The sequence below is a fragment of the Guptibacillus hwajinpoensis genome (genome assembly GCF_001039475.1).
Taxonomy (GTDB): Bacteria; Bacillota; Bacilli; order Bacillales; family Guptibacillaceae; genus Guptibacillus; species Guptibacillus hwajinpoensis.
Genome location: NZ_LELK01000001.1, coordinates 1,743,188 through 1,764,358, shown reverse-complemented (window position 1 = coordinate 1,764,358; position 21,171 = coordinate 1,743,188). Strand labels below are relative to the sequence as shown.

29 protein-coding genes are annotated in these 21,171 nt (G+C 38.1%); 24 read left to right on the top strand and 5 right to left on the bottom strand.

The genetic code is table 11. From position 1 onward, the window contains the following. Window positions 1-9 precede the first annotated feature (9 nt). On the top strand, window positions 10-402 hold the full coding sequence (locus AB986_RS08870; protein ID WP_048310479.1) for a DoxX family protein: 393 nt from the start codon (window positions 10-12) through the stop codon (window positions 400-402). A gap of 87 nt (window positions 403-489) precedes the next feature. Here the strand turns inward: AB986_RS08870 and AB986_RS08865 are convergent, their stop codons facing one another. Further along, entirely contained in the window at window positions 490-918 is a 429-nt protein-coding gene (locus AB986_RS08865; RefSeq protein ID WP_048310478.1) for an ArsI/CadI family heavy metal resistance metalloenzyme, read from the bottom strand. Window positions 919-963: 45 nt separating this feature from the next. After that, window positions 964-1,287 (bottom strand): ArsR/SmtB family transcription factor, encoded by a 324-nt coding sequence (locus tag AB986_RS08860; protein ID WP_048310477.1) that lies wholly within the window; start codon window positions 1,285-1,287, stop codon window positions 964-966. Window positions 1,288-1,677: 390 nt separating this feature from the next. Between AB986_RS08860 and AB986_RS08855 the strand changes: the two genes are divergently transcribed. The 8 genes from AB986_RS08855 to AB986_RS08820 all read left to right on the top strand — a co-directional run bounded on the left by AB986_RS08855 (window position 1,678) and on the right by AB986_RS08820 (window position 7,759). Then, window positions 1,678-1,863 carry a hypothetical protein gene (locus AB986_RS08855; RefSeq protein WP_048310476.1) on the top strand — a complete coding sequence of 62 codons (186 nt, stop codon included), beginning with the start codon at window positions 1,678-1,680 and terminating at the stop codon, window positions 1,861-1,863. After that, a complete protein-coding gene (locus tag AB986_RS08850) occupies window positions 1,853-3,037 on the top strand; it encodes an ImmA/IrrE family metallo-endopeptidase (RefSeq protein ID WP_048310475.1) in 1,185 nt (394 codons plus the stop codon). The genes AB986_RS08855 and AB986_RS08850 overlap by 11 nt, the downstream gene beginning before the upstream one ends. A 75-nt stretch (window positions 3,038-3,112) precedes the next feature. After that, window positions 3,113-3,448, top strand: a complete 336-nt coding sequence (locus tag AB986_RS08845) for a hypothetical protein (RefSeq protein ID WP_152670949.1) — start codon at window positions 3,113-3,115, stop codon at window positions 3,446-3,448. A 15-nt stretch (window positions 3,449-3,463) separates the two neighbouring features. Then, the gene (locus AB986_RS08840) at window positions 3,464-4,021 is read left to right on the top strand and encodes a GNAT family N-acetyltransferase (protein ID WP_152670948.1); all 558 of its coding nucleotides are present in this window, start codon (window positions 3,464-3,466) and stop codon (window positions 4,019-4,021) included. 302 nt (window positions 4,022-4,323) lie between these two features. Then, on the top strand, window positions 4,324-4,773 hold the full coding sequence (locus AB986_RS08835) for a VOC family protein (protein WP_048310473.1): 450 nt from the start codon (window positions 4,324-4,326) through the stop codon (window positions 4,771-4,773). 13 nt (window positions 4,774-4,786) lie between these two features. After that, window positions 4,787-5,470, top strand: coding sequence for a VOC family protein (locus AB986_RS08830; protein ID WP_048310472.1), 684 nt, complete (start codon window positions 4,787-4,789; stop codon window positions 5,468-5,470). Between the two features lie 203 nt (window positions 5,471-5,673). Beyond that, window positions 5,674-7,086, top strand: a complete 1,413-nt coding sequence (locus AB986_RS08825; protein WP_152670947.1) for an LVIVD repeat-containing protein — start codon at window positions 5,674-5,676, stop codon at window positions 7,084-7,086. Between the two features lie 199 nt (window positions 7,087-7,285). Continuing rightward, entirely contained in the window at window positions 7,286-7,759 is a 474-nt protein-coding gene (locus AB986_RS08820; protein ID WP_048310470.1) for a DinB family protein, read from the top strand. A 47-nt stretch (window positions 7,760-7,806) separates the two neighbouring features. On the opposite strand, the gene AB986_RS08815 is transcribed toward AB986_RS08820, so the two are convergent. Beyond that, window positions 7,807-8,196 (bottom strand): SRPBCC family protein, encoded by a 390-nt coding sequence (locus AB986_RS08815; protein WP_053216095.1) that lies wholly within the window; start codon window positions 8,194-8,196, stop codon window positions 7,807-7,809. A gap of 277 nt (window positions 8,197-8,473) precedes the next feature. On the opposite strand from AB986_RS08815, the gene AB986_RS08810 reads away from it, so the two are divergent. From AB986_RS08810 to AB986_RS08795, 4 genes are read left to right on the top strand one after another with little or no spacing between them, the layout of a single operon-like run. Continuing rightward, window positions 8,474-9,127, top strand: coding sequence for an ABC transporter permease (locus tag AB986_RS08810; RefSeq protein WP_048310469.1), 654 nt, complete (start codon window positions 8,474-8,476; stop codon window positions 9,125-9,127). A 16-nt stretch (window positions 9,128-9,143) separates the two neighbouring features. Then, window positions 9,144-10,136 (top strand): ABC transporter ATP-binding protein, encoded by a 993-nt coding sequence (locus tag AB986_RS08805; protein ID WP_048310468.1) that lies wholly within the window; start codon window positions 9,144-9,146, stop codon window positions 10,134-10,136. 4 nt (window positions 10,137-10,140) lie between these two features. Next, window positions 10,141-10,878, top strand: coding sequence for an ABC transporter permease (locus tag AB986_RS08800; protein ID WP_048310467.1), 738 nt, complete (start codon window positions 10,141-10,143; stop codon window positions 10,876-10,878). Between the two features lie 22 nt (window positions 10,879-10,900). Beyond that, window positions 10,901-11,809, top strand: coding sequence for an ABC transporter substrate-binding protein (locus AB986_RS08795; RefSeq protein WP_048310466.1), 909 nt, complete (start codon window positions 10,901-10,903; stop codon window positions 11,807-11,809). A gap of 91 nt (window positions 11,810-11,900) precedes the next feature. Here AB986_RS08795 and AB986_RS08790 read toward each other — a convergent pair whose 3' ends face one another. Beyond that, window positions 11,901-12,479, bottom strand: coding sequence for a DNA-3-methyladenine glycosylase (locus AB986_RS08790; protein WP_048310465.1), 579 nt, complete (start codon window positions 12,477-12,479; stop codon window positions 11,901-11,903). Window positions 12,480-12,726: 247 nt separating this feature from the next. Here AB986_RS08790 and AB986_RS08785 point away from each other — a divergent pair, with 247 nt between their 5' ends. Continuing rightward, window positions 12,727-13,038, top strand: coding sequence for a hypothetical protein (locus AB986_RS08785; RefSeq protein WP_236690331.1), 312 nt, complete (start codon window positions 12,727-12,729; stop codon window positions 13,036-13,038). A gap of 341 nt (window positions 13,039-13,379) precedes the next feature. Next, window positions 13,380-14,327: a phosphotransferase enzyme family protein gene (locus tag AB986_RS08780; RefSeq protein ID WP_048310464.1), complete on the top strand. Its 948-nt coding sequence runs from the start codon at window positions 13,380-13,382 to the stop codon at window positions 14,325-14,327. A gap of 422 nt (window positions 14,328-14,749) precedes the next feature. Here the strand turns inward: AB986_RS08780 and AB986_RS08775 are convergent, their stop codons facing one another. Beyond that, a complete protein-coding gene (locus AB986_RS08775; protein ID WP_048310463.1) occupies window positions 14,750-15,820 on the bottom strand; it encodes an AbrB family transcriptional regulator in 1,071 nt (356 codons plus the stop codon). A gap of 334 nt (window positions 15,821-16,154) precedes the next feature. Here AB986_RS08775 and AB986_RS08770 point away from each other — a divergent pair, with 334 nt between their 5' ends. From AB986_RS08770 to AB986_RS08730, 9 genes are all read left to right on the top strand, one after another. Next, window positions 16,155-16,760: a superoxide dismutase family protein gene (locus AB986_RS08770; protein WP_048310462.1), complete on the top strand. Its 606-nt coding sequence runs from the start codon at window positions 16,155-16,157 to the stop codon at window positions 16,758-16,760. Between the two features lie 191 nt (window positions 16,761-16,951). Then, window positions 16,952-17,215 carry a SunI/YnzG family protein gene (locus tag AB986_RS08765; protein ID WP_048310461.1) on the top strand — a complete coding sequence of 88 codons (264 nt, stop codon included), beginning with the start codon at window positions 16,952-16,954 and terminating at the stop codon, window positions 17,213-17,215. Between the two features lie 28 nt (window positions 17,216-17,243). Beyond that, window positions 17,244-17,843 carry a nucleotidyltransferase family protein gene (locus tag AB986_RS08760; protein WP_053216094.1) on the top strand — a complete coding sequence of 200 codons (600 nt, stop codon included), beginning with the start codon at window positions 17,244-17,246 and terminating at the stop codon, window positions 17,841-17,843. A 136-nt stretch (window positions 17,844-17,979) separates the two neighbouring features. Then, a complete protein-coding gene (locus tag AB986_RS08755) occupies window positions 17,980-18,276 on the top strand; it encodes a hypothetical protein (protein ID WP_048310460.1) in 297 nt (98 codons plus the stop codon). 77 nt (window positions 18,277-18,353) lie between these two features. Next, entirely contained in the window at window positions 18,354-18,665 is a 312-nt protein-coding gene (locus tag AB986_RS08750) for a hypothetical protein (RefSeq protein WP_048310459.1), read from the top strand. 34 nt (window positions 18,666-18,699) lie between these two features. Further along, window positions 18,700-18,894 carry a hypothetical protein gene (locus tag AB986_RS08745; RefSeq protein ID WP_048310458.1) on the top strand — a complete coding sequence of 65 codons (195 nt, stop codon included), beginning with the start codon at window positions 18,700-18,702 and terminating at the stop codon, window positions 18,892-18,894. Window positions 18,895-18,941: 47 nt separating this feature from the next. Continuing rightward, the gene (locus AB986_RS08740; protein ID WP_048310457.1) at window positions 18,942-19,766 is read left to right on the top strand and encodes a DUF4037 domain-containing protein; all 825 of its coding nucleotides are present in this window, start codon (window positions 18,942-18,944) and stop codon (window positions 19,764-19,766) included. A 58-nt stretch (window positions 19,767-19,824) separates the two neighbouring features. Continuing rightward, complete coding sequence (locus AB986_RS08735; protein ID WP_048310456.1) at window positions 19,825-20,229, top strand: VOC family protein; 405 nt, start codon at window positions 19,825-19,827, stop codon at window positions 20,227-20,229. 543 nt (window positions 20,230-20,772) lie between these two features. After that, a complete protein-coding gene (locus AB986_RS08730; RefSeq protein ID WP_048310455.1) occupies window positions 20,773-21,138 on the top strand; it encodes a hypothetical protein in 366 nt (121 codons plus the stop codon). Window positions 21,139-21,171 lie beyond the last annotated feature (33 nt).

Sequence of the window (21,171 nt, the reverse complement as noted above, 5' to 3'; positions counted from 1 at the left end):
GGGATAAAAATGGAGAAGACAATGTCTTTAGGTAGGGTAACACTTGCCCGACTGATGAGCGCTATTGTTATTCTGTTTATGTTTCTTGATAGCCTTTCTAAATTCTATAAGCCTACTGCGGTTGTAGAAGGGACTTTAGAGCTCGGCTATGCTGAACATCATCTATTGGTGATTGGTATCCTTGGCTTGCTTTCTGTCATTCTTTATGCTTTTCCTAAATCATCCATTCTAGGAGCAGTCCTATTAACTGGCTACTTTGGAGGTGCAATCGCAACGCACATTCGTTTAGATAACCCCCTGTTTACTCATACACTATTTCCACTCTACTTAGCGATTTTGGCTTGGGGAGGAATTTGGCTGAGAGATGAAAAGCTCCGTTCCATTTTTCCTTGTAAAGAGTAGAGGATGTCGCAGTTTGGCACCTGTCTTAAACAAATGCATATAATTCCTAACAAAAAAGCGGCCAGATGTGGTCGCTTTTTTATAGTTCTATTTAATTGTTATATTCTCTTCCGCTGTTGAGCAGCATTCCTCACTTTCCGTTACTGCTTCACTGTCTTGTTTTGTGAAGAAAAACTCCCATTCGTTTCCATCGGGATCTGTCACCCAGAACTTATCTTGAAGCGCATAGCAACAATTCGTATTCATTTCTTCTCGTGCAAAGAAGCCAAGCTTTTCAAGTCTCTCTTTATGAGTTAATACTTCTTCAAGAGTATCAACTTGGATTCCGAAGTGTCCAACCTGATTTCCGTTGACTTGATCATGGAGATTCAAAGTAAAGTTTAACGCTACGTCATTAGGTAAGAACTTCGCATAGTCTTCTTTGACTTTAACAGGTGACCCATCAAAAATTTTCGTATAAAAATCAATCGAATTTGTTAGATCTGTTACATTTAGTCCAATGTGAATGCGTTGCATAAGAACACTCCTTAAATCAATTTAATTTGATCTATAAGATAAAAATTAAGACCCGTCATTTGTACGGAATAGACAACAGAGTTCTTCTGATAGAATATGATTGACTTCTTTGGTATTTAACTTGTAATAACTCCATGTTCCTCGCGTTTCCTTAGTAATTAAATTTGCATCCATTAGTATTTTGAGATGATAGGACAGCTTAGATTGAGGCAAGTGAAGCTTATCGGTTAGATCACAAACGCACAATTCATTCGCTTGAGTGATTTCATACATAATGTGCAAGCGTTTATGATCGGAAAGTGCTTTAAACCGTTTTTCATACGTCTTAAATGTTTGCTCAAGTTTCTGATCGACAACAGGTATAGTCATGAGGAACACCTCTATTCATCAAATTTATTTGATTAATTAAAGGATACAAAAGTTATCAGTAAATTGCAACCATTTACATCATTTTTTTTTGATTGGCTAGGTTTCACTCGAATGAGCCAAAATCGATAAATCAACAATCTGAGCTAACATAGCCTATTGATTAATTGATAATACAGTAGGTAAGTTTCTTATTTATGAAATAAATCATTGAGTTAGAGGAAGTGGTTTGAAATAATTGGAAGAGGGAGGGGTTTCGGGTATGAGAGTTAGTTGAAGGAAAGTGTCGAGGGCAGGCTTCAGTGAATTGTTGCTCTATTATCCCTAGGGAAGTAGTTCAAGAATTTATAAATCACGAAACAATCACCAAATTCGTTTAGAAAGAGGTTCGCTATGGAAGGTATCATTCTGCCAATTGTTCTATACATTGTAGGAATTTTCATCCTCTATGTTGTCATTGAAACAGCAGTAAGAAGAGGGATTAATAGTTCGATTGTGGGGCAATCCCTGGAAAAGCAAGACGGAATGGATGTTAACAAGAAATCTTTTCTTGATCATGATTTAGACAATGAAGATTAGAGAAAGAAAAGGTAAAAAGTCGTCTCTCATTTTGAATGTCGTTATTTTGGTTGGTGTGTTCGTCCTCGTCTCAAGCTTGTTGAGATGGGCACCTATTTCACAGTTATCTTCTAAAATGATGCTGCACGTTTTTCATTATAATTATTCTTCTTCAACGATAGGGAATGTAGAGTTAAGGTTTGATGAATCGCAAAAAGATGTTGCGTTCTCTTTAGCCGATCAAATTCCAGATTTCGATCAATTAAGTAAAGAATGGTTTGGTGATTTATCAATTCCTGAGTTAGAAGTATTCGTCATTAAACAAGGGAAATTACCCTACCCTATCGTAAGAAATGCAAACGGACTCTTTTTTCCGTTCACTAACATAATAGCGATAAATAGTAGTTTACCAGAGGAAGAAAGAGTCCATGCATTGGCACATGAATTCGCTCATTTTTATTTGCAATCATACTTAGAGCAACAGAATGTAAAAGAAACGGATCTTCCAGACTGGTTTCATGAAGGAGTAGCAGAAGCTTTTGCACATCGTTTTGCTCCATTGCCTTTCTATGAAGCTATTCATATGTGGAAAGTTGTTCCATATTCTGAAATGGATATGAATAATCAAGCTTTTGGAACGAGTGAGAGGTATATCATGGCTCATTTTACAGTTGAGCAGCTTCTTGCTAACCATGGGACTGGAGTGTTGAGAGATCTTATAAATGGGACAAAAGTGAGAGACTCTTTCAGCAAGAGTTTTACAGTCGTCACAGATGAGAAACTTTCAAGTTACCATACGTTTCTAGAGCGAAATGAAGAGTTTATGAACAACATGTCTGAGAAGTTAGTAAGTGGAGGAAAAGATAACGAAGTAAAACAAAAGTTGCTGAAATACGATAACGAGCAAGGGCCTTATTATTACGAAGCTCCTAGCGTATATAGGTTATTACAAAGCATTTATAAACAGGAACAAAATTGGGATGGCGCCATCTCGCTTTTTTTGAAGGAAAGACAGTATTTACGAGCTACCCCATTTGAATGGAAAGAGGCTTCTGAATTTGCGTTGCAATTGGAAGATTATGATCGAGCAAAAAAGTATGCCAGGAAAGCAGTCGTATTAGCAGATGGTAGCGACGGAAAGGAATTTGAAGAGTGGCTGGTGGAAGTGGAGAGCAGGAGTGAAGATAAGAAATAGTGAATTTAGCTGGTACTAGATAGAGACTTTTTTTAGTATATAAAAAAGGAGTGATTTAGAACAGGGAGTGGTGTTTTGAGAAAAACTTTTTTGTTCTTAGTTGGGGTCTTTCTGTTGATAAGTCAATTAGCTAGCTGTTCTTCTAACCAACCTAATAGTGACCATGAAACAATTAGTGATGGAGTAGCTAAAGAGAAACAGATACTCTCAGAAGATGACGCTGAGGTTTTGGTATATAATGAGCTAACCGATGAAGAGCAAGAACGGTTTACCGTTGACTATATGAAAGAGGAAGGAACTACATACCTCATTCGAATTCATGAAGCTGTTAATGGGGAAATTAAAGTTCGAGCTTACTATACTGTAGATTTTCAAACGGAAAAAGTTGAGATGATTAAGTCCATTGAATGATGAGGTGTAGTATTGATGATGCAAAATCAGTTTAAGACCATCGAAAGCTCGCGGGTGCGTTTGAGAGCTTTTCAATCTTATGATTTGGACAACTTTGTCCACTATAGAGCAAATCCAGACGTCGCAAGGTATCAATCTTGGGAAAACTTCACAAGAGAACAAGGAGTAAAGTTCATAGAAGAGATGACAAAAGCCTCTTTCAATAGTCCTGGAGTATATTATCAGATTGCGATTGAATCAAAGGAAACAAACGAATTAATTGGAGACTGCGTGATGCATCCCTTAAAGGATGATCCAACGCAGGTAGAGATCGGTTTTACATTAGATCCTCAGTTCCAAGGAAAAGGGTACGCATATGAAGCGGTTAAACGTCTTGTGCATTCTTTATTTACTGATCTCTCGAAACACCGCATCACTGCGATTACAGATGTGAAAAATGAACCTTCCATCAAATTGTTAGAAAGGCTTGGAATGAGACGAGAAGGGCACTTTCATCAAAATATATGGTTCAAAGGAGAATGGGGAAGCGAATATCTCTATGCGATATTGGCCGAGGAATGGACTAGGGAGTAACGAGCCTTGGAATAGAGTGAAAACCGGGCGGAATGAGTATTTATTGTCCGAATTTGAATTATATTAGCCAAATTGAGAATATATTGGCCAAAGACAGATGAGGGGGAAAATAGAGTGAGTTTGAAGCTGAAGGTGGAAACAAATCTTCAGCTTTTCTTTTTCTTGAATTACAAATACTTCATCCAAAAGTCGTAGAAAAGTTCAGTAAAACGCATCATTACAATGACAATGGTAATTGTTACGATTTTAATAGATTCTAAGTAACTCCAATGTATCTTATTCTCGAATAGGAGGTAGACAGTATGATTAAAGGTTTATATGAAGCACATCTTCCGATAAGTGATTTAGCGGTATCGATTGATTTTTATAGTAGGTTGGGATTAGAGGTAGCTCATCATGGTGATGCTGTAACCTTTTTTTGGATTGAGAAAGGGAAGAGTTGGCTTGGGTTATGGGTGACAGATAAGGTTGATACGCCTTATCATCCATCTTTAAGACATATTGCCTTTCATGTAGAGCTAGATGATCTGCTTGAAGCGAGGGCTTGGTTATTTGAACGAAATATAGACGTGAGAACAGCTTTTAACTTTAAACCAGAACAGCAGCCTATTGTACTACCAAATCATCCACAATCTCATGCTGCAATTTATTTCAATGATCCTGATGGGAATTCGTTGGAATTAATTACACCAATGCAGGTAGAGGAGGATATTAATTTTAAGATGATGGAATTAAAGGATTGGAAAATGTAAAGGAGGGGCTTACTTGTTTATTAACAAAGTGACTCTTTTTAGTCATCTTGTAGACGAATTGAAAAAATTTTACATTGAAAATTTGGGGTTTAGGTTAGTAGAAAGCAATTCTGGTGGTTTTGAAATTAAGGTAGGAGAAAGTTTATTAGAATTTAAACAGACTCAGTCCACCACTAAACCACTTTATCATTTTGCCTTTATGATCCCTGTTAATAAATTTGAAGAAGCAAAGAAGTGGGCAAAACAAAAAGTCTTATTAAGTGAAGAGGATAATGAAGATGAGATTTCCTTTGCGTATTCAAATGCTCAGTCCTTTTATTTTATAGACCCGTCAGGAAATATAGTAGAATTTATTTGTAGGAAATTGATTTCACCATCTAGTGAGCGTCTAGGTTTTTCGGTAGAGGATCTCGTGAAAATTAGCGAAATTAATCTAACAACGAACGAGGTTATTTCAGTGGGACGAAAAATAAGGGAGTTCGGCATTCCAGTTCGAAATAATGAGAGCCTACTGGAAGATTCACTGAATTTCCTAGGGGAAAAAGAGGGAGGATGTTTTATTCTGCTAGGACCTCCAAAGCGTCGCTGGATATTTTCGAGTCAGGACTCGGAGATTCATCCTCTAATAATTGAAATTGATAAATTGAAGCGAATTAAATTAGATGATAAAGGGATTATTCGCTTGAGTTATGAATAAGCAGGCAGTTAACTCAGTGCTTTAAAGGCTGAGAGAACTGCCTCTTTTTAGTAGTTTCTAACCAATCCAACCATTCCTTTAGACCTATTTCCAAAAAAACAACCTAGTTCATAGGAATTATTTTCCATGGTAAGTATTTAAAATAAAAGTATTCATGATACTATTTGAATTATAAAACTATTTAGACAATGGAGGTTTGTGTATTGGATAGTAGGTACATAGTAAAGACGGCGTTGACTGGTGTTCTAGCTTTTTCAATGATTCTACCTGTACAGGCGCTAGCTCATGATGAGATTGGTGATGTGAACATTGAGAAAGGCGAGCGTGCAAATTATGAAGATGTTGTAGCTCCTGTTATGGAAGGAAGTAAGAATCTGAAGTTCTTAAAAGAAGTGGCAGCACCGGAAATGGAAATTGTGCGCGAAGACGGTAAGCAAAATTCATTCGCTGATGTATATGCACATAAAGGATACGCCTATGTAGGCACACATGTCCAGAACAATGGTAATGGTGGAGTACGTGTATTCGATTTGAAAGATCCTGCGAATCCTGAAGAGATTGCAGTGTTCGCGAATGACGATATTCCTGGCACATGGCAGGAGAAAGTTATTGTGAAATCAATTAGCACGCCAGAATTTAAAGGTGATTTGGCAGTTGTGTCTGTACAGCAACTAGACAAAACCAATCCGGATTCAAAAGGTGGCTTCCTTCTTTATGACGTAACAAATCCTGAAACTCCAAAGAAACTAGGTTTCTGGGAAGTATCGAAGAAAACGAGAGGCACACATGAATTGTATTTAACGACACAGGGGAATAGAGCAGTGGTTGTAGCTGCAAACCCTTATGCTGATTATTTCAGTCATGGTGAAGAGAAAGACTTTCAAATTGTAGATGTGACAGATCCAACAAATCCTGAAACACTCTGGCAGTTTGATCCTAGAATGCTTCCTGAAGTATCCGATGATTTCAATGGTTATCACTGGGAATCACCAGATGGGAAAACAAGGCCACTTTTCAACCATAGTACAATGGTTGATGAAACAGGAAAGTATGCGTACGTATCCATGTGGGATCTTGGAACGGTTATGTTCGATATTTCTAATCCAGAGAAGCCTGAGTATCTTGGTAGGACAGACTTTGCCTCTGATCAGCAGGGATCGGCTCATTCTGCAACGCTTGCAAAAGGTGGAACGATTCTAATTGAAACGCGTGAAGTTTATAATCCTGTGAGAGAAGGATATGAAGAAGCTTATGGGTATACACGTATTTTCGATATTAAAGATAAAAGCAATCCGAAGCTTTTGAGCGAGTTTAAAACAGAATTAACATACGATATTCCTGAAGAAAACAATGTAACTTTCGCAAAAACAGTTCACGATCCAAAAGTACGTGGAAATACACTTTATCTATCTCACTATGCAGGAGGAGTTGTAGCTGTAGATATTACGAACCCTTCTGATCCGACTGAAATTGCGCGATATACACCTGAAGAATCTGATGTTTGGGGTGTTTTCGTTGACCGAAATTACATCTTAGCATCAGACATCGGAAGCGGATTAAAAGTGCTACAGTCGAACGGAAACAAACAGAAAGATCAATCGGTTCCGCAGTCGTAAAGCGAATACAATCTAAAGGGGTAGATAAATGTAGTACTATGCTACTTTATCTATTCCTTTTTTATCTTATTACTTAGAAAAAAGGCCGTTAGAACTTATGATACAATACAGTTGAGTTACACCAGTTTCCTTAGTAGAATTTGTGTTAGAAAAGGTACAAAAGGGTTGATGATGAAAATAGGAAGAGGTGTGTGTACGAATGGAAAACAAGGTTTTGAAACAATTTGAAATGACTCGAACGTTCCTTTTAATGGGATCAGAGAGAATTAAAGAAGAGCGAGCAGATGTTATCCCTGCAGGGTTTCCAAACTCGTTACGCTGGCAGCTTGGTCACGTCTATGTTTCTGTTGAACAACTTCTTTTTCTCCAAACTGGTAGAGAAGCAAACTTACCAGAAGGGTATAGCGAAATGTTCTCACGTGGAACAAGCCCGAAAGACTGGACAACTGAGCCCCCGACAGTAGATGAACTGAATGCTCACTTGTCTGCACAATTAGGTCGTGTGAAAGAAACGTTTCAAGGTCAATTAGAAGAAGAGATCGCACAACCATTCAAGGTTGGTCCATTTGAATTAACAACGATTGGTGAAGTTGTTCTGTTTGCTATTTACCATGAAAGTGAACATAACGGGTGCATAAAGGGGTTAAAGAACAGCATCAAAGGTGTTAACTAAAGAGGAAAAGAGGCTAACCACTGTGGTTAGCCTCTTTTTATAGCCTATTAATTGTTAAGATAGTTTCTTAAACGAGACCAGTAATGCTCTTCCCATCCGTCTCTTAAATCTTCTTCATATTCCTCAGGGAAGCCAATGTGATTAAATACAAGCAATGTTTGATCGCCATCAGCTTTTAGAACAAACCTTACAATCGAATACTCTCCAGCATTCCAGTTGTTTGCCCGCCATGCTTGAACAATTCGTTTATTAGGAACAAGCTCAACAGTCATGCCTTCGATCTCACCACCGAAAAGGGAAAAGGCTCCACCTGCACAAGCATCAATCTTGGCGTGTGCACCCGTAGCATCTTTGAACTTATCTGAATTCATTAAAGTGGTATACAGGCGTTCTGGGGTTGTTTTATATGTGAGCTCGGAATGAATCGTGTTACCCATGATTTTCACCTCCAATAAGTATAGTCGTTAAGTAGAAAGTATTCATATAGTATGTCCAATAGCGTTTTTTTACTTACTTTAATCAATAGGTTCGTTCCATCATTTGTAAATGAGGGTTAGGACTTTCGTTATAGGGTATTTATATACAGTAAACTAGTAAAAACCTACTAGATATTCCATTAGGTCATTGTTTATCACGATGTTGGTAATGAGAAGGACTATGTTACCATTAAGGTTGATGCATTTTTAGGAAATGAAAGGAAAAGGAGGTGTCAAATTGGATAAATGGATGAAATTTCTTGAAATCAATTCGTCACGAATTTTTGATTTGACGATTGAACATGCCATTCTAGTGGGATTAGCAATACTTGTTGCTCTCTTAATAGGGGTTCCCCTTGGCATTTACTTAACGACAAATGATTATTTAGCCGAGACGGTACTTCAAATCGCATCAGTTATGTTAACGATTCCAAGTATCGCATTATTTGGTGTTATGATCCCAGTTTTCTCTATCGTCAACTTAGGGATTGGATTTGTCCCGGCTTTCGTAGCGTTAGTTCTGTATGCACAACTCCCCATAATACGGAATACATATACCGCGATTCGTAACGTCAATCCGCAGATGAGGGATGCTGCAATGGGATTAGGGATGAAGCCCCTTCAACGTCTCTTTCGTGTCGAGATTCCAAATGCTTTTCCGGTAATTATGGCTGGAATTCGAACTGCTGTGGTGATTAATATCGGCATTGGTGTCATCGCTGCATACATTGGGGCAGGTGGTCTTGGCGTGTTAATCACACAAGGCATCTCAAGGGGAGATAATTATTTAATCATTACTGGATCGGTTGCTGTTGCAATTCTAGCAATGATTGCAGATGGCTTTTTGCTATGGATTCAAAAAAGGTATACTCCCAAAAGCATTGCCAATTAAAGAGTGAGGTGTAGGAATGATTACATTTGATCAGACAACAAAGACTTATGCTGGCGGCGTCACGGCAGTTAAAGGTGTGGATTTCACAGTTGAACAAGGAGAAATTGTCGTTCTGTTAGGGCCATCAGGATGTGGAAAAACTACATTACTCAGAATGGTTAACCGTCTTGAGACAATTTCAGATGGGAAAATTATGATTGATGGTGAAGATTCAATGGCATTGGATCAAATAGCGTTACGGAGAAAAATTGGATATGTTATCCAAAGTAACGGACTATTCCCTAATATGACTATTGAAGAGAATGTAATGATTGTTCCTGACTTATTAGGATGGAGCAAAAAGGAGAAAAAGGCTCGATTTAATAAACTAATGGAAATGATTGGTTTAAGTGGAGACAAGTTTGGAAAGCGCTACCCGCATGAATTATCTGGTGGACAGCAACAGCGAATTGGGGTTATTCGCGCTTTAGCGGCAGATCCACCCGTAATGCTAATGGACGAACCGTTTGGAGCACTTGATCCTATTATTCGTGAAAAGATTCAAGGCGAATTTCTTCAAATTCAAAAAGAAGTAAAGAAAACGATCCTGTTTGTAAGTCACGACATTGACGAAGCGATTAAAATGGCGGATAAAATTGTTCTCCTACGTGGAGGAGAATTGATGCAATATGATACGCCTTCCGAAATGCTTGTGCGTCCTAAGAATGAATTTGTTCGAGAGTTCTTTGGGAAAGATCGTGCCATTAAAAGCTTAAGTTTACATACGATTCAGAACCTGCGAGAAATTATTGGTCTTGCAGAGTTTGATGAAGCAATCACTGACACGAAAACCATCAATGTTCATCATGATCTTCGTAATAGTCTATCGATGCTGTTAAACCAGGAAGCAGAACAGGTTATTGTGAGTGATGATAATGGAAATAAGCTTGGCGCTATCACCATCGACCTTGTCCAAAAGTACCTCCATTTCGAAATCAAAGCAAAACCTGCCCTGGTACAGAAGGGATGATGAGATGAATAAGAAGAAAGTTGTTAGTCTTATTGTTCGTTATTCGGTTTATGGACTGGTCGCTTTGTTCTTTTTCTGGGCGATTAGTAACCATTACTTTGACTATATTTTCAGTGAATCAACAACATTTCTGCTCCTAGTGAAGCAGCATTTACAGCTAGTGCTTGTTTCATCATTGCTAGCGCTAATTATTGCGATTCCAGGTGGGATTCTGGTAACACGTAAAAGCTTTCGAAGAGCAGAGTGGGTCGTATCGAATACTGTAAACCTTGGTCAAACTATTCCAAGCCTTGCTGTACTTGCTTTGATGATCAGTATTCTCGGTATCGGATTTAATACAGCTGTTTTTGCACTCTTTATCTATTCGCTTCTGCCGATGTATCGAAATACAGTAGCAGGAATTGATTCCATAGATGAGAATCTAATTGATGCTGCTAAAGGAATGGGAATGAAGCCGATTCAAATTCTCTTAAGAATTGAATTACCCAACGCTGCCTATTCGATTCTAGCAGGAGTCCGTACAGCAATCGTGTTAAATATCGGAACCGCAGCTCTTGCTTACGTCGTTGGAGGTGGAGGTCTAGGGGTTTGGATTTTCACAGGGATACAATTGTTTGATAATGGTTATTTAATCTCAGGGGCAATCCCTGTCACGTTACTAGCCATTTTTGTAGATTATTTGCTTCGACTACTTGAGCGTCTTATTGTGCCTGAAGGGTCAAAGCCGCCCCAAGAATTGTAATGGAACGTCAGGAGGTGTTTACGTGAGAAGGAAATTACTTAGTGGATTCATAATCGTTGTTATACTATCCTTGCTAACATCTTGCTCAACTGTAGGAATTGGAGGAAAGCAGATATCTGTTGGAGGCAAGAACTATACAGAACAATATTTGCTTTCTGAAATGACCTCCTTTCTTCTAGAAGAGGAGGGCTTTGATGTGAAACAAATGAATAATCTTAGCAGTACCGTTGTTCGTAAAGCGCTTGAGAATAAACAGGTAGATGTGATGTGGGAATACACTGGGACTGCACTCATTACATACATGGGGCAGGATACGATTGCTGATCCTGTAAAAGCGTTCGAGAAAGTGAAAGAGATTGATCGAAAAAATGATATCCATTGGATGAATATGTCTAATGTGAATAACACCTATGCTCTTGCAATGAAAAAGGAACAAGCGAAGGAATTAGGTATTCAATCGATCAGTGATTTAGCTGGATACATTAATGAAAATCCTGGAGAGTTGACAATAGCGTCTGACGCAGAATTTGCCAACCGTCCTGATGGGATCCCTGGTGTAGAGAAAACATATGGATTTGAATTTCAAACAGGTCAAATCAAACAAATGGATATAGGTTTAACGCAAAGAGCACTAAATAACGGGCAAGTTGACATATCCGTTGCGTTTGAAACCGATCCTACAATCGTTGAGTATGATTTGGTTACATTAGAAGATGATAAGAACTTCTTTCCTCCTTACAGGGCAGCAGTCACGATAAATGAGGATGTTTATGAGAAGTACCCTGAAGTAAAAGAGATTACAGCGCCACTTGCTGAAAAACTAACTAGTGACATTATGCGTAAGTTGAATTATAAAGTTGATATTGAGGGAAACCCAGTATCGATCGTTGCTCATGATTGGCTTGTGGAAAACGGATTGTTGAAGAAATAGAATTCAAGAGGGACAGACTCCGGTCTGTCCCTTTTTTTTAAGGTCCCGACGGCCTTCAGAATTCACTATTATACTAAATGCCGATATAGAATTACCTGGACACGTACTTATTCCCAGTAACCCAGAATCGATAAGGATAGTCACGAGCTTCACCGGAATTATCAATGCCTATGCGTTTCCCTTCAGAAGTTTGTTTTGGGGTATAGCCATGATGAATATAGAGAGGTTCTCGTAACAGGGCATGACCGTAATCACTCTTGTTGATTCCAAGGGCTTTCGTTAACTTGCCAGGTCCATTAGTCCAGTCCTTTTGCTTACGGCCAGCTCTACGTTTTTCCATGAGATGTAGTCCTCTTACAGGTTCCACGGCACGTATTAAAATAGCTTCAGGTGTTCCAATTTGAGCACTCACAACATTGAATAAACAGTGTGTGTGCATAACATACGTATAAGCATTCCCAGCAGGACCAAACATTACTTCAGTTCGCTTTGTTCGTTTGTTGTTAAAGCTGTGAGCTGCTCGATCTCCTGCTCCTAAATAAGCTTCGGTTTCAACAATGTAACCGGAAGCTAGTCCTTCTTCAGTTTCTTTGACCAATTCACATCCGAGCAATGCTTTTGCAAGATCTAAAGTGGGTTTCTGATAGAATTCTCGTGATAAAAGTGTCATAAGTAGCTCCTTTCTATTTTTTTGGTATGTGACAGCAAGTGTGAATTGCTCGAACATAGCATTTATCCGCGATATTTTGTATATATCCGCGAAAAACAAATTTTATCCGCGATTTTTAAAATATATCCGTTAAAACGAGATTATATCCGCGAATCCATTTTTTTAACAGAATCTGACTAGCCCTAACGCGAAAAACGAAACCTTTTCGAATAGCATTCGTATGAATACTATCAAAGGAGGCATCACTTTGAAGAAGATTATACTTAAATCAATCGTTACAGCAATCATAATCAGTTTAATTGTTTTGACTGCGAGTCTCATCGTTCCCTTCTCTTATAGCAATTGGAGCTTTTTTATCGGACTAGGAATTTCTATTATTCTTTATCTATCCAATAGCAGTGGGGGGATCTTATCTTCATATGCAGACGCTAACCTGAGTGAGGCGACATGGAAAATTGAGAACAACAACGAGCAGAAAGTAAATGTTGGAATAGTGTTTTATGGATCCGTACTATACACTGTTATTAGTTTTATTTCGATGCTAATTATGTACTACTAGTAGCACATATCCCCAAATTTTATAAAATCGAATCTCTATACTAATTGAAAAGTGATTTATCCTAAATAGGGTAAATCACTTTTTTTTGTAGTGCTCTTTTAGTAGCCATTGTTGCTATAAGAGTAAATTTCCGCTCCTACCCGCTTTCCGCGGGGCGGGCGGTGAGCCTCCTTCCGTTCCAATTTACCGAGTGTGGTTTGATACAATGTACTTCAAAAACAACGATCTTTCAGAATAGATTATTTTGCAAATATTGCTTGCTGTAACTAGTTGCTTTTGGAATAATTGGAAAAGTGAAAAACTAATATTCAATAAATCGAATTAAGAAGGAGAGAGTAGAAATGGAACAAAAATTACGTGAATTACTCAATAATCTCTATCCAGTAGATATTATAAAAGTCGAATCAGTAACGAATGAAATGTATCTTTGTAAGACCGAACAAGGCGATTATTACGCAAGGGTAACAAATTATAAAAGCGAGGAAGAGCAGGTAGAAGAAGTTCAGTACACAAATTTCTTATACGAAGAAGGCTTCGGTGTAACGCCATCAATCTCTTCATTTGATGGAAAAGCAGTAGAAAAGATAACGCTAGACGATTATCATGTATCAACTGTTCTTTATCAATCGGCTCCTGGTGTTCACTTATCGAAAAATGAATGGAACGCTAATGTATTAAAAGAACTAGGTCGCCAAATAGGAAGATTGCATCGTTTATCTAAGAAATTTGAAGAGGTGCATCCGGTAAAATACATAAAGGATTGGCATGAAAATGAAGAATATGCTTTTCTAAACTATATTCCTAAAGAGGAAACGGCTATCCGATCGATTGCTCAAGAGATTTTATCAGCAATTAGAAAGTTACCAAAAAATCATTCGACTTATGGATTGTTACACGGTGATTTATGCTTAGAAAATGCATTGTTTGATGGTGAGTCGAATGTAACAATGATTGATTTTCAAGATTGTGAGAAACATTACTATATTTATGACTTAGCTGTTCCAATCTATAGCGCATTAGAGTATTCGTTTGTAGGAGGAGGTAACATCGTTGAATATGGCCGCGATATTACAAAAGCAATCCTTGATGGGTACCAAGAGGAAAATGACCTTTCAGAAGAAATGGTAGATCAACTTCCCCTCTTTCTTAAACTAAAGGAAGTCTTTGAATATAGCTTAATGCACATGTACTGGGATAAAGAAATGCTAACGGAAGACCAAATAAGGCTAATGAATAACTTTAGGATGAGGATTGAGCGCAATCATTCTCTTCTTAATGCCGACTGTTAGTAGATGAATAGAGTTCTTTTTGAGCATGGTAGATCGATTAATATGTAAAGGCATAATACATAGGAAAACATGTAAACGGTTCAAAACCTATCCAATGCTATCTAAATGTTTACCTTAGTATAAGTAGGGGAACTAAGGCAGAAAAGAATTGCTTTATTTTGATAAAGCGTTATTTAGTTAAAAAGGATGGTTAAATGAACAGTCAATTGCAGTATATATAGAGATGTCCATCCTGCTTCTCACCGTATACAAATGGTCGGCAGGAGAATCATACACAACTGATTATTGGGAATGAACGCGTGCCATATTCTGAACTTGATGTTATTCATGACTACTTCGAGAACGGTTCATTGTGCGAGCAGTTAAAGGAACCTTGCTAAAATTAAGTTTATATAAAAAGCATGCGCCGAAGCGCATGCTTTTTACTTATGATCCATTTCAGTTGCCTCTTTGTTTTCCTTTGATACGAGAAAAGGAACAAGAGCTGGGATAATTAGAATGAGAACAAGTAAGCGAATTACTTGCATCGCAGCAACAACGCTCGCATCAAGCTGGAGCGAGGCGGCAACAGAAGCCATCTGGGGTGCTCCGGCAGGAACAATGGCAAGGAGACTTGTGGTGAAATCAAGTGGTGTCATCAGATAGAAGACAAATGTTACAACAAACGTTAAGAAGAAGAACGCAAGCAGAATAGCAACGCTTGTCCAACCAATTTGCTTAATATCAGCTAATGACTTGCGATCAAATCGAACTCCGATGATAACACCAAGCATGGCCATCCCTAATCCAACTCCTAGATTCGGCATAGGAGGGAGAGGTTGGATCAACACATGAAAGAGAAAGGCAAGCAAGATCGAATAGAGAAATGGAGCAATAGGAATGCGCCACTTTTTAGCAACAACGAGTGTAAGAACAATTAGGAACAAATAACTGAACACGGCGAGCCACATAGGCAAAGCGTTATCTGCCACTTGTCCTAAGGAGCTTGATTCCACTTCCTTGGTCGAGAGGAAGGAGGACATTAATCCAGCTACGATTGGAATTGTTGCGACGAGCATCATAATCCGCACCGTTTGAAACGCTGCAACAATTCCTAGATTCGCTTTATACTCCTTACTTAGCGCCATCATGACAGAAGCGCCTGCAGGTAAGCAGCAGAATAAAGCTGTCTTGGCATCTAAATTCGAATAGCGGTTTAGAATTTTTCCGAGGATCCAACTCGCCACTAAAAGGATCATCATCGATACAGCAAGTGGGAGCAAATAGTTCGCGACCTCTTTAAACATCGAGACTTTTATGCTAATACCAATGCTCACACCAATCACGGCAAGAGAGAGATCGAATAGTAGATTAGGATACGCTATATCATTGATCATGAGGCGGTAGTAAACACCGACAAGCATAGCCCCTAACAACCAGCCAGCAGGGATGTTTAGTAAATCAAATAGAAATCCTACCCCAAATGCGACTAGTATTAATAATATTTTTGACATATGAACAGCACCTTCATTTTGTTTAACAGATTAATAAGCGTTTATTGCATCTTTCCGGATTCCTGCTAGCTAGTAGCAGACGATTTACGTTAGTTTAGCACAATTGACTAGCATAAATCACAGGAAGCAACTCGGGTGCAGTGAGTATAACTGTCTGTGTTTGAATCGTCTTGCACTTCCTTTTAACTAGTGTGCTTCTGGCCCTATAAGTCTAAAGACTCGATTTACTTATAGAATACTAGGAAAATGGATAGAATTCCCTTTAGAAGAGTTTAAGCTATTGGCTTATGGGATACCATGTATATGAAAAAAGGAAGTGAGAGGGGATCTGATTATGAAACGTTTGACGATTCTATTTGCAATCTTTTCGGTATTACTATTGTTGACTGCTTGCGGTGGCACGGGGGATGAGGAAGGTACATCTGGATCAGAAAATAACGGAACAATGAATAACGGAGAGGAAGAGCAACAGCAAGGTGATGAAGCGGCTGAAACGATCTCGGTTAAAATGATGAACCAGGATGGAGAAGAAATCGGTACAGCTGAACTGATGCAACAGGATAGTGGCACGATGATTCAACTAGATGCTTCTAATCTACCAGAAGGAACGCACGGCTTTCATATTCATGAAACCGGATCATGTGAAGCACCTGATTTCAAGTCAGCAGGCGGACATTTTAACCCAGCAGATGCGAGCCATGGAACGATGTCAGAAGATGGTCCACACGCTGGAGACTTGGAGAATCTTGAAGTAAGCGCAGACGGAACGGTTCAAAAAGAAATCATGAATGAGAAAGTGACACTAGAAAAAGGGAAAGACAACTCGTTACTAAAAGAATCCGGAACAGCACTTGTGATTCATGCTAGTGAAGATGATAATACCTCACAACCATCTGGAGATGCAGGAGATCGGATTGCGTGCGGAGTGATTGCCGAATAGTTTTCATTTTATTTAAAGTAGTTCAATTTTGGCGTACAAGACTCAAAGTGTACCCTCAATTGAACTGCTTTTTTTATTTGGGATGATAATCATGAAGAATTAATGATAGTTCTCCACTAATTCAATTTCCTAATAATTGAAACTAACTCTTCCCAACAATCGTATGTAAATAAAAGATGGGAGTGAATCGAATGCAACTATTCGAAATAAATGTCACTAAAAAAAATAATAGCCTTATTATTAAATGGCAGTTAAGTAAGATTGAAATACTTTTGTCTGATATAACCGAGGTTCATTATGATAACACGTATGGTGGGAAAGATAAGTCGGCTATTAGAATTGGTAACCCTTATGCAAGTACTGATACTGTTGTGATTAATACCAAAAAAGGAAACTACGTTCTATTTACGAATATAGGTGGAATGAAAGAAAAAATAGAATCGTACGTGGCTTAGCAAGATTATCAAACAGGAGCGTGGTAATTTGAACGGCTTGAACAAAGACGTAAACAGTCAGATTGAAATACTAGAAAACATTTTGAACTTGAATGAGAACATTGAAAAAGTGTTAAAAGTATCTCAATTAGAATTTGATCACTACTATGTTGGAGCGGGTAGTTTAGTTCAGACGGTATGGAACTACTTATCAGGTTACCCAATAAGTTATGGCATTAGTGATATTGATATCATTTATTTCGATGATAAGGACTTAACGAAAGAGAAAGAAGAAATGATAGAACTGAAACTCGCAAGCTCTCTTAGCGATCTTCCTCTCGAAATAGATGTTAAAAATGAGGCTCGAGTTCATCTTTGGTATAAAAAGAAATTCGGAAAAGACATCAACCCCTATCAATCACTAGAAGATGCGATCAATAGTTGGCCAACAACCGCTACTGCGCTAGGGGTTAGAAGAGAAACTAATGGAGAATTCAAGGTGTATGCCCCATATGGCTTAAATGATCTTTTTAGTATGACAGTAAGAGCTAATAAACAGCTAATATCACGTGACATATATGAAGAAAAAGCTACTAAATGGCTTAATCTTTGGCCAAAACTCACTGTGATTCCGTGGGAGAATGAATAGGCTACTATTTACGCAGGTAATGATGGGGATGGAATAATTCTAGAAGGTGAAGACATCCAAATGATAGGTGATATTGTTAAGATTAACGGATAGCCTCGTTATTTTACTACGTAATTTCTAAGCAGAGGTGTAAAGGATGGAGAGTGAAGATAAGAAAAATAAGATGAGTAGAAAAGGTATTACAATAGGATGCAATTTATTATGTGGATTAATGATTTTGGGAGCTTTTCAAATGATTTTTGATAAAAACCATAGTAATGATTATGTGGGTGGTTTCTTTTTATTGGTATTTTGGATGTTTCTAAGTCTGAAGCGAATGGTCAATGATTTGTGGGATGGTAAAAAGCAGAGTGCGATTATTAATCTTCTATTTACTATAGTTATAATGGGCCTCGTTATTTTCGGAAGTGTTCAGTACATTTTTTCTTCATAAAAGATGAGCGTTTAACGTGGGTTTCGGGTAGTTCTGAATGACTGAATATTAATTTTTCTTGGAGGAGTGAGAAATTTATGTTTGTAAAAGTTTATGAATATCATATTCAAAAAGAAAAAATAGAAGAGTATTTGCTTATTCAACAGAAAGCTCGAGAAGTCTATGGAAGGTACATAGATGCTGAAACAACTTACTTACATAGCAAAGTAGATCCTACAAAATGGCTGGAAATGACGTACTATAAAAGTGAAGATGATTACCGAACTAGTATGGAACTTATTAATAAGGAAAAAGAGATTCAAGAGCTTTTTACATCCTTTAAAGCTCTTCTTGTTACTGAAAAAAGTGAGATTAAAGAAGAAGATTACTTAGGAATAATAGAGAAATAGCTTTTGACACCTTATCGTGGGAGGTGAACTACCTATGAAAACGTATCTCGTTTTGTTCATAATCGTAGCTATCATGCACACAATGACACTTATAAATATCGCAATATTTAATGGTGAATGGAACGGAATTGTCATGTTCCTTTCAACTGCATTATTTATCATTGCAGTGTTCTATTTTTCAACGGAGTATAGAGCTAATAAATATAGAGGATCTAGGTCTAATACATAGAAATGATTATGAAATAATATTTGCAGATAAACTTGTTGGAGGTCTAGATGAATTTATTACAAAAATCAATCGAGATGTCAGCACATTATAAGGAAAACCCAAAGGTAGATGCCGTTCTTCTTGCTGGATCAGTATCTAAAAACTTACAAGATGAACATTCGGATATTGAATTACATATTTTATGGTCAAGCTCTCCTACTGACGAGGATCGACAGAATCCGATTCAAAAAATTGATGGCACTATTCTTTCATATCATCCTTATGAAGATGAAGAGTGGTCTGAATCTTACTTGGATCAAAATGGAATTAAGTTTGAGATTAGTAACTTTTTGTGTGAAACAGTAGAACGGTTTATTTCAGATGTTGTGGATAGATACGAAACGGACTACGATAAACAGTGTATTATAGCTTCCATAAATGATGGTGTCAGCCTTTTTGGAGAAGAAAAAATCAATGACCTAAAAAACAGAATTGCCACTTACCCGTTAGAGCTTTCAAAACGTATGATTTCGGAAAACCTCTGGTTGAGTAATCGATGGAATAACCGAAAAGCACTTTTGAAACGCCAAGATTGGTTAATGCTTTCTGATGTTATTTGTGGCGTGCAAAGGAATCTACTAGGAGTTTTATTTGGACTTAATCACATATATGTACACCACCCTGTATTTAAGTGGATGGGGATCTATATTGAACAAATGGAAATTAGACCGGAAAGTCTTCATGATCGAATGACGAATATTCTAATTGGACATCCACAAAACGGTATAGAAAAATTAGAGAAGTTAATTGAAGATGTTATTGAATTGGTAGAGAGATATCATCCTGAACTGGACATCACCGACCAGAAGAAACATATTGGATATGCTAAATAAGGATCCTGTAAATGCATCATTGAATAATTAATTAAACCTACATTAGGAGGTATCATAATTGATTTTTGAGATGACTACTCAAGTTCGTGTTTCTAATATTGAAGAGGGGCATAAATGGTATGAAACTCTAATAAATAAACATCCCGATTTTATTCCCCATAAGGGATTTGTTGAATGGGAACTCATTCCTGGCTGTTGGTTACAGGTGGCTGAAGGAGAGTTAACGGAGGGCAATGGTCCTTTGCGATTAGGGGTTACAGATATTGAAGGTGAACGTGAAAGACTTATAAAGGAATTAACGATTGAAAGGTTCGAAATACACTCAAGACCCGAAGTTCCAGTCAAGTGGGGAACCTTCCGAGATCCATGGGGAAATCGTATTGGTTTTTTTGAGTACCTGGATAAGAAAGAAGAAGAAACACAAATTAAATCAATCTTAGGAACTGACTCTTCTCGAGTCTAATCTATACGACCGGTTGTTCTACATAATAATAGTCTAGGTTCAAGGGAACTTCATCAATGATGTAGTTCCCTTTTCATTTTAATAGGCTCTTTCTGTAAGGTCGTTGCATTTGAAAAAATTTAAATATAAAACACCACACTTCGCTAATTGGAGCGGAAGGATGCTCGACTCCTGCGGGACTAGCGGGGCAGGTGAGACCCCACAGGAGCGTTAGCGACGAGGAGGCTCACCGCCCGCCCCGCGGAAAGCGAGCATCCTGGAGCGGAAATTAACTCCTCTTATAACTACAATGTCTACGAAAAGACCTTAAACATTTTTTATTAAAGGCTTTCGACCAGAAAAAGTTAGTCTTGTTGAAGGTATATAAACTTAAGCAAGGAAGATATAGAGAGTATTAACCCAATTCCATGCAAAACCGAACAACGGGAGGAATGGAGTGACGTTCAGCGGAATAAGATAGGTACGTAAAATGTCTCTTCTTTAACGCTAGTTGGTGTAAAAGCTTTTGCTAGAAAACGAATGTTCTTTGAGGGAGCTGGGACAATGTATTGGATTCTGTATGTTATGATCCTGCTGGCGTTATTTTTGTTCATTCCAGTTGAATTTGTTTTCATCTTCATGATTGGTGGGTTTTTTGTATTCAGGAGTCTGTCACGTCGATCTAAAGTAAAAGCTGTTACGAGTAAAGTTGCAGCCACTCATGCTTCATCTAATGTGAGAACCCATAAGTGGGATGTTGATTTTGATGACGATGACGACTATGAAGAGAGATATGATGAAACAGGAGAATTCAATGACGAAGATGAGGAACAACGAGATCGTGAGGAAGAGCAAGAAGAGCAAGAAGAGCGGGAACGCTGGACATACGAAGAAGATGGAAATGACAATAGCAGCCGAGATGATGATTAGGACAGTTCATGCTGTGCACATCAATTTTGCGCT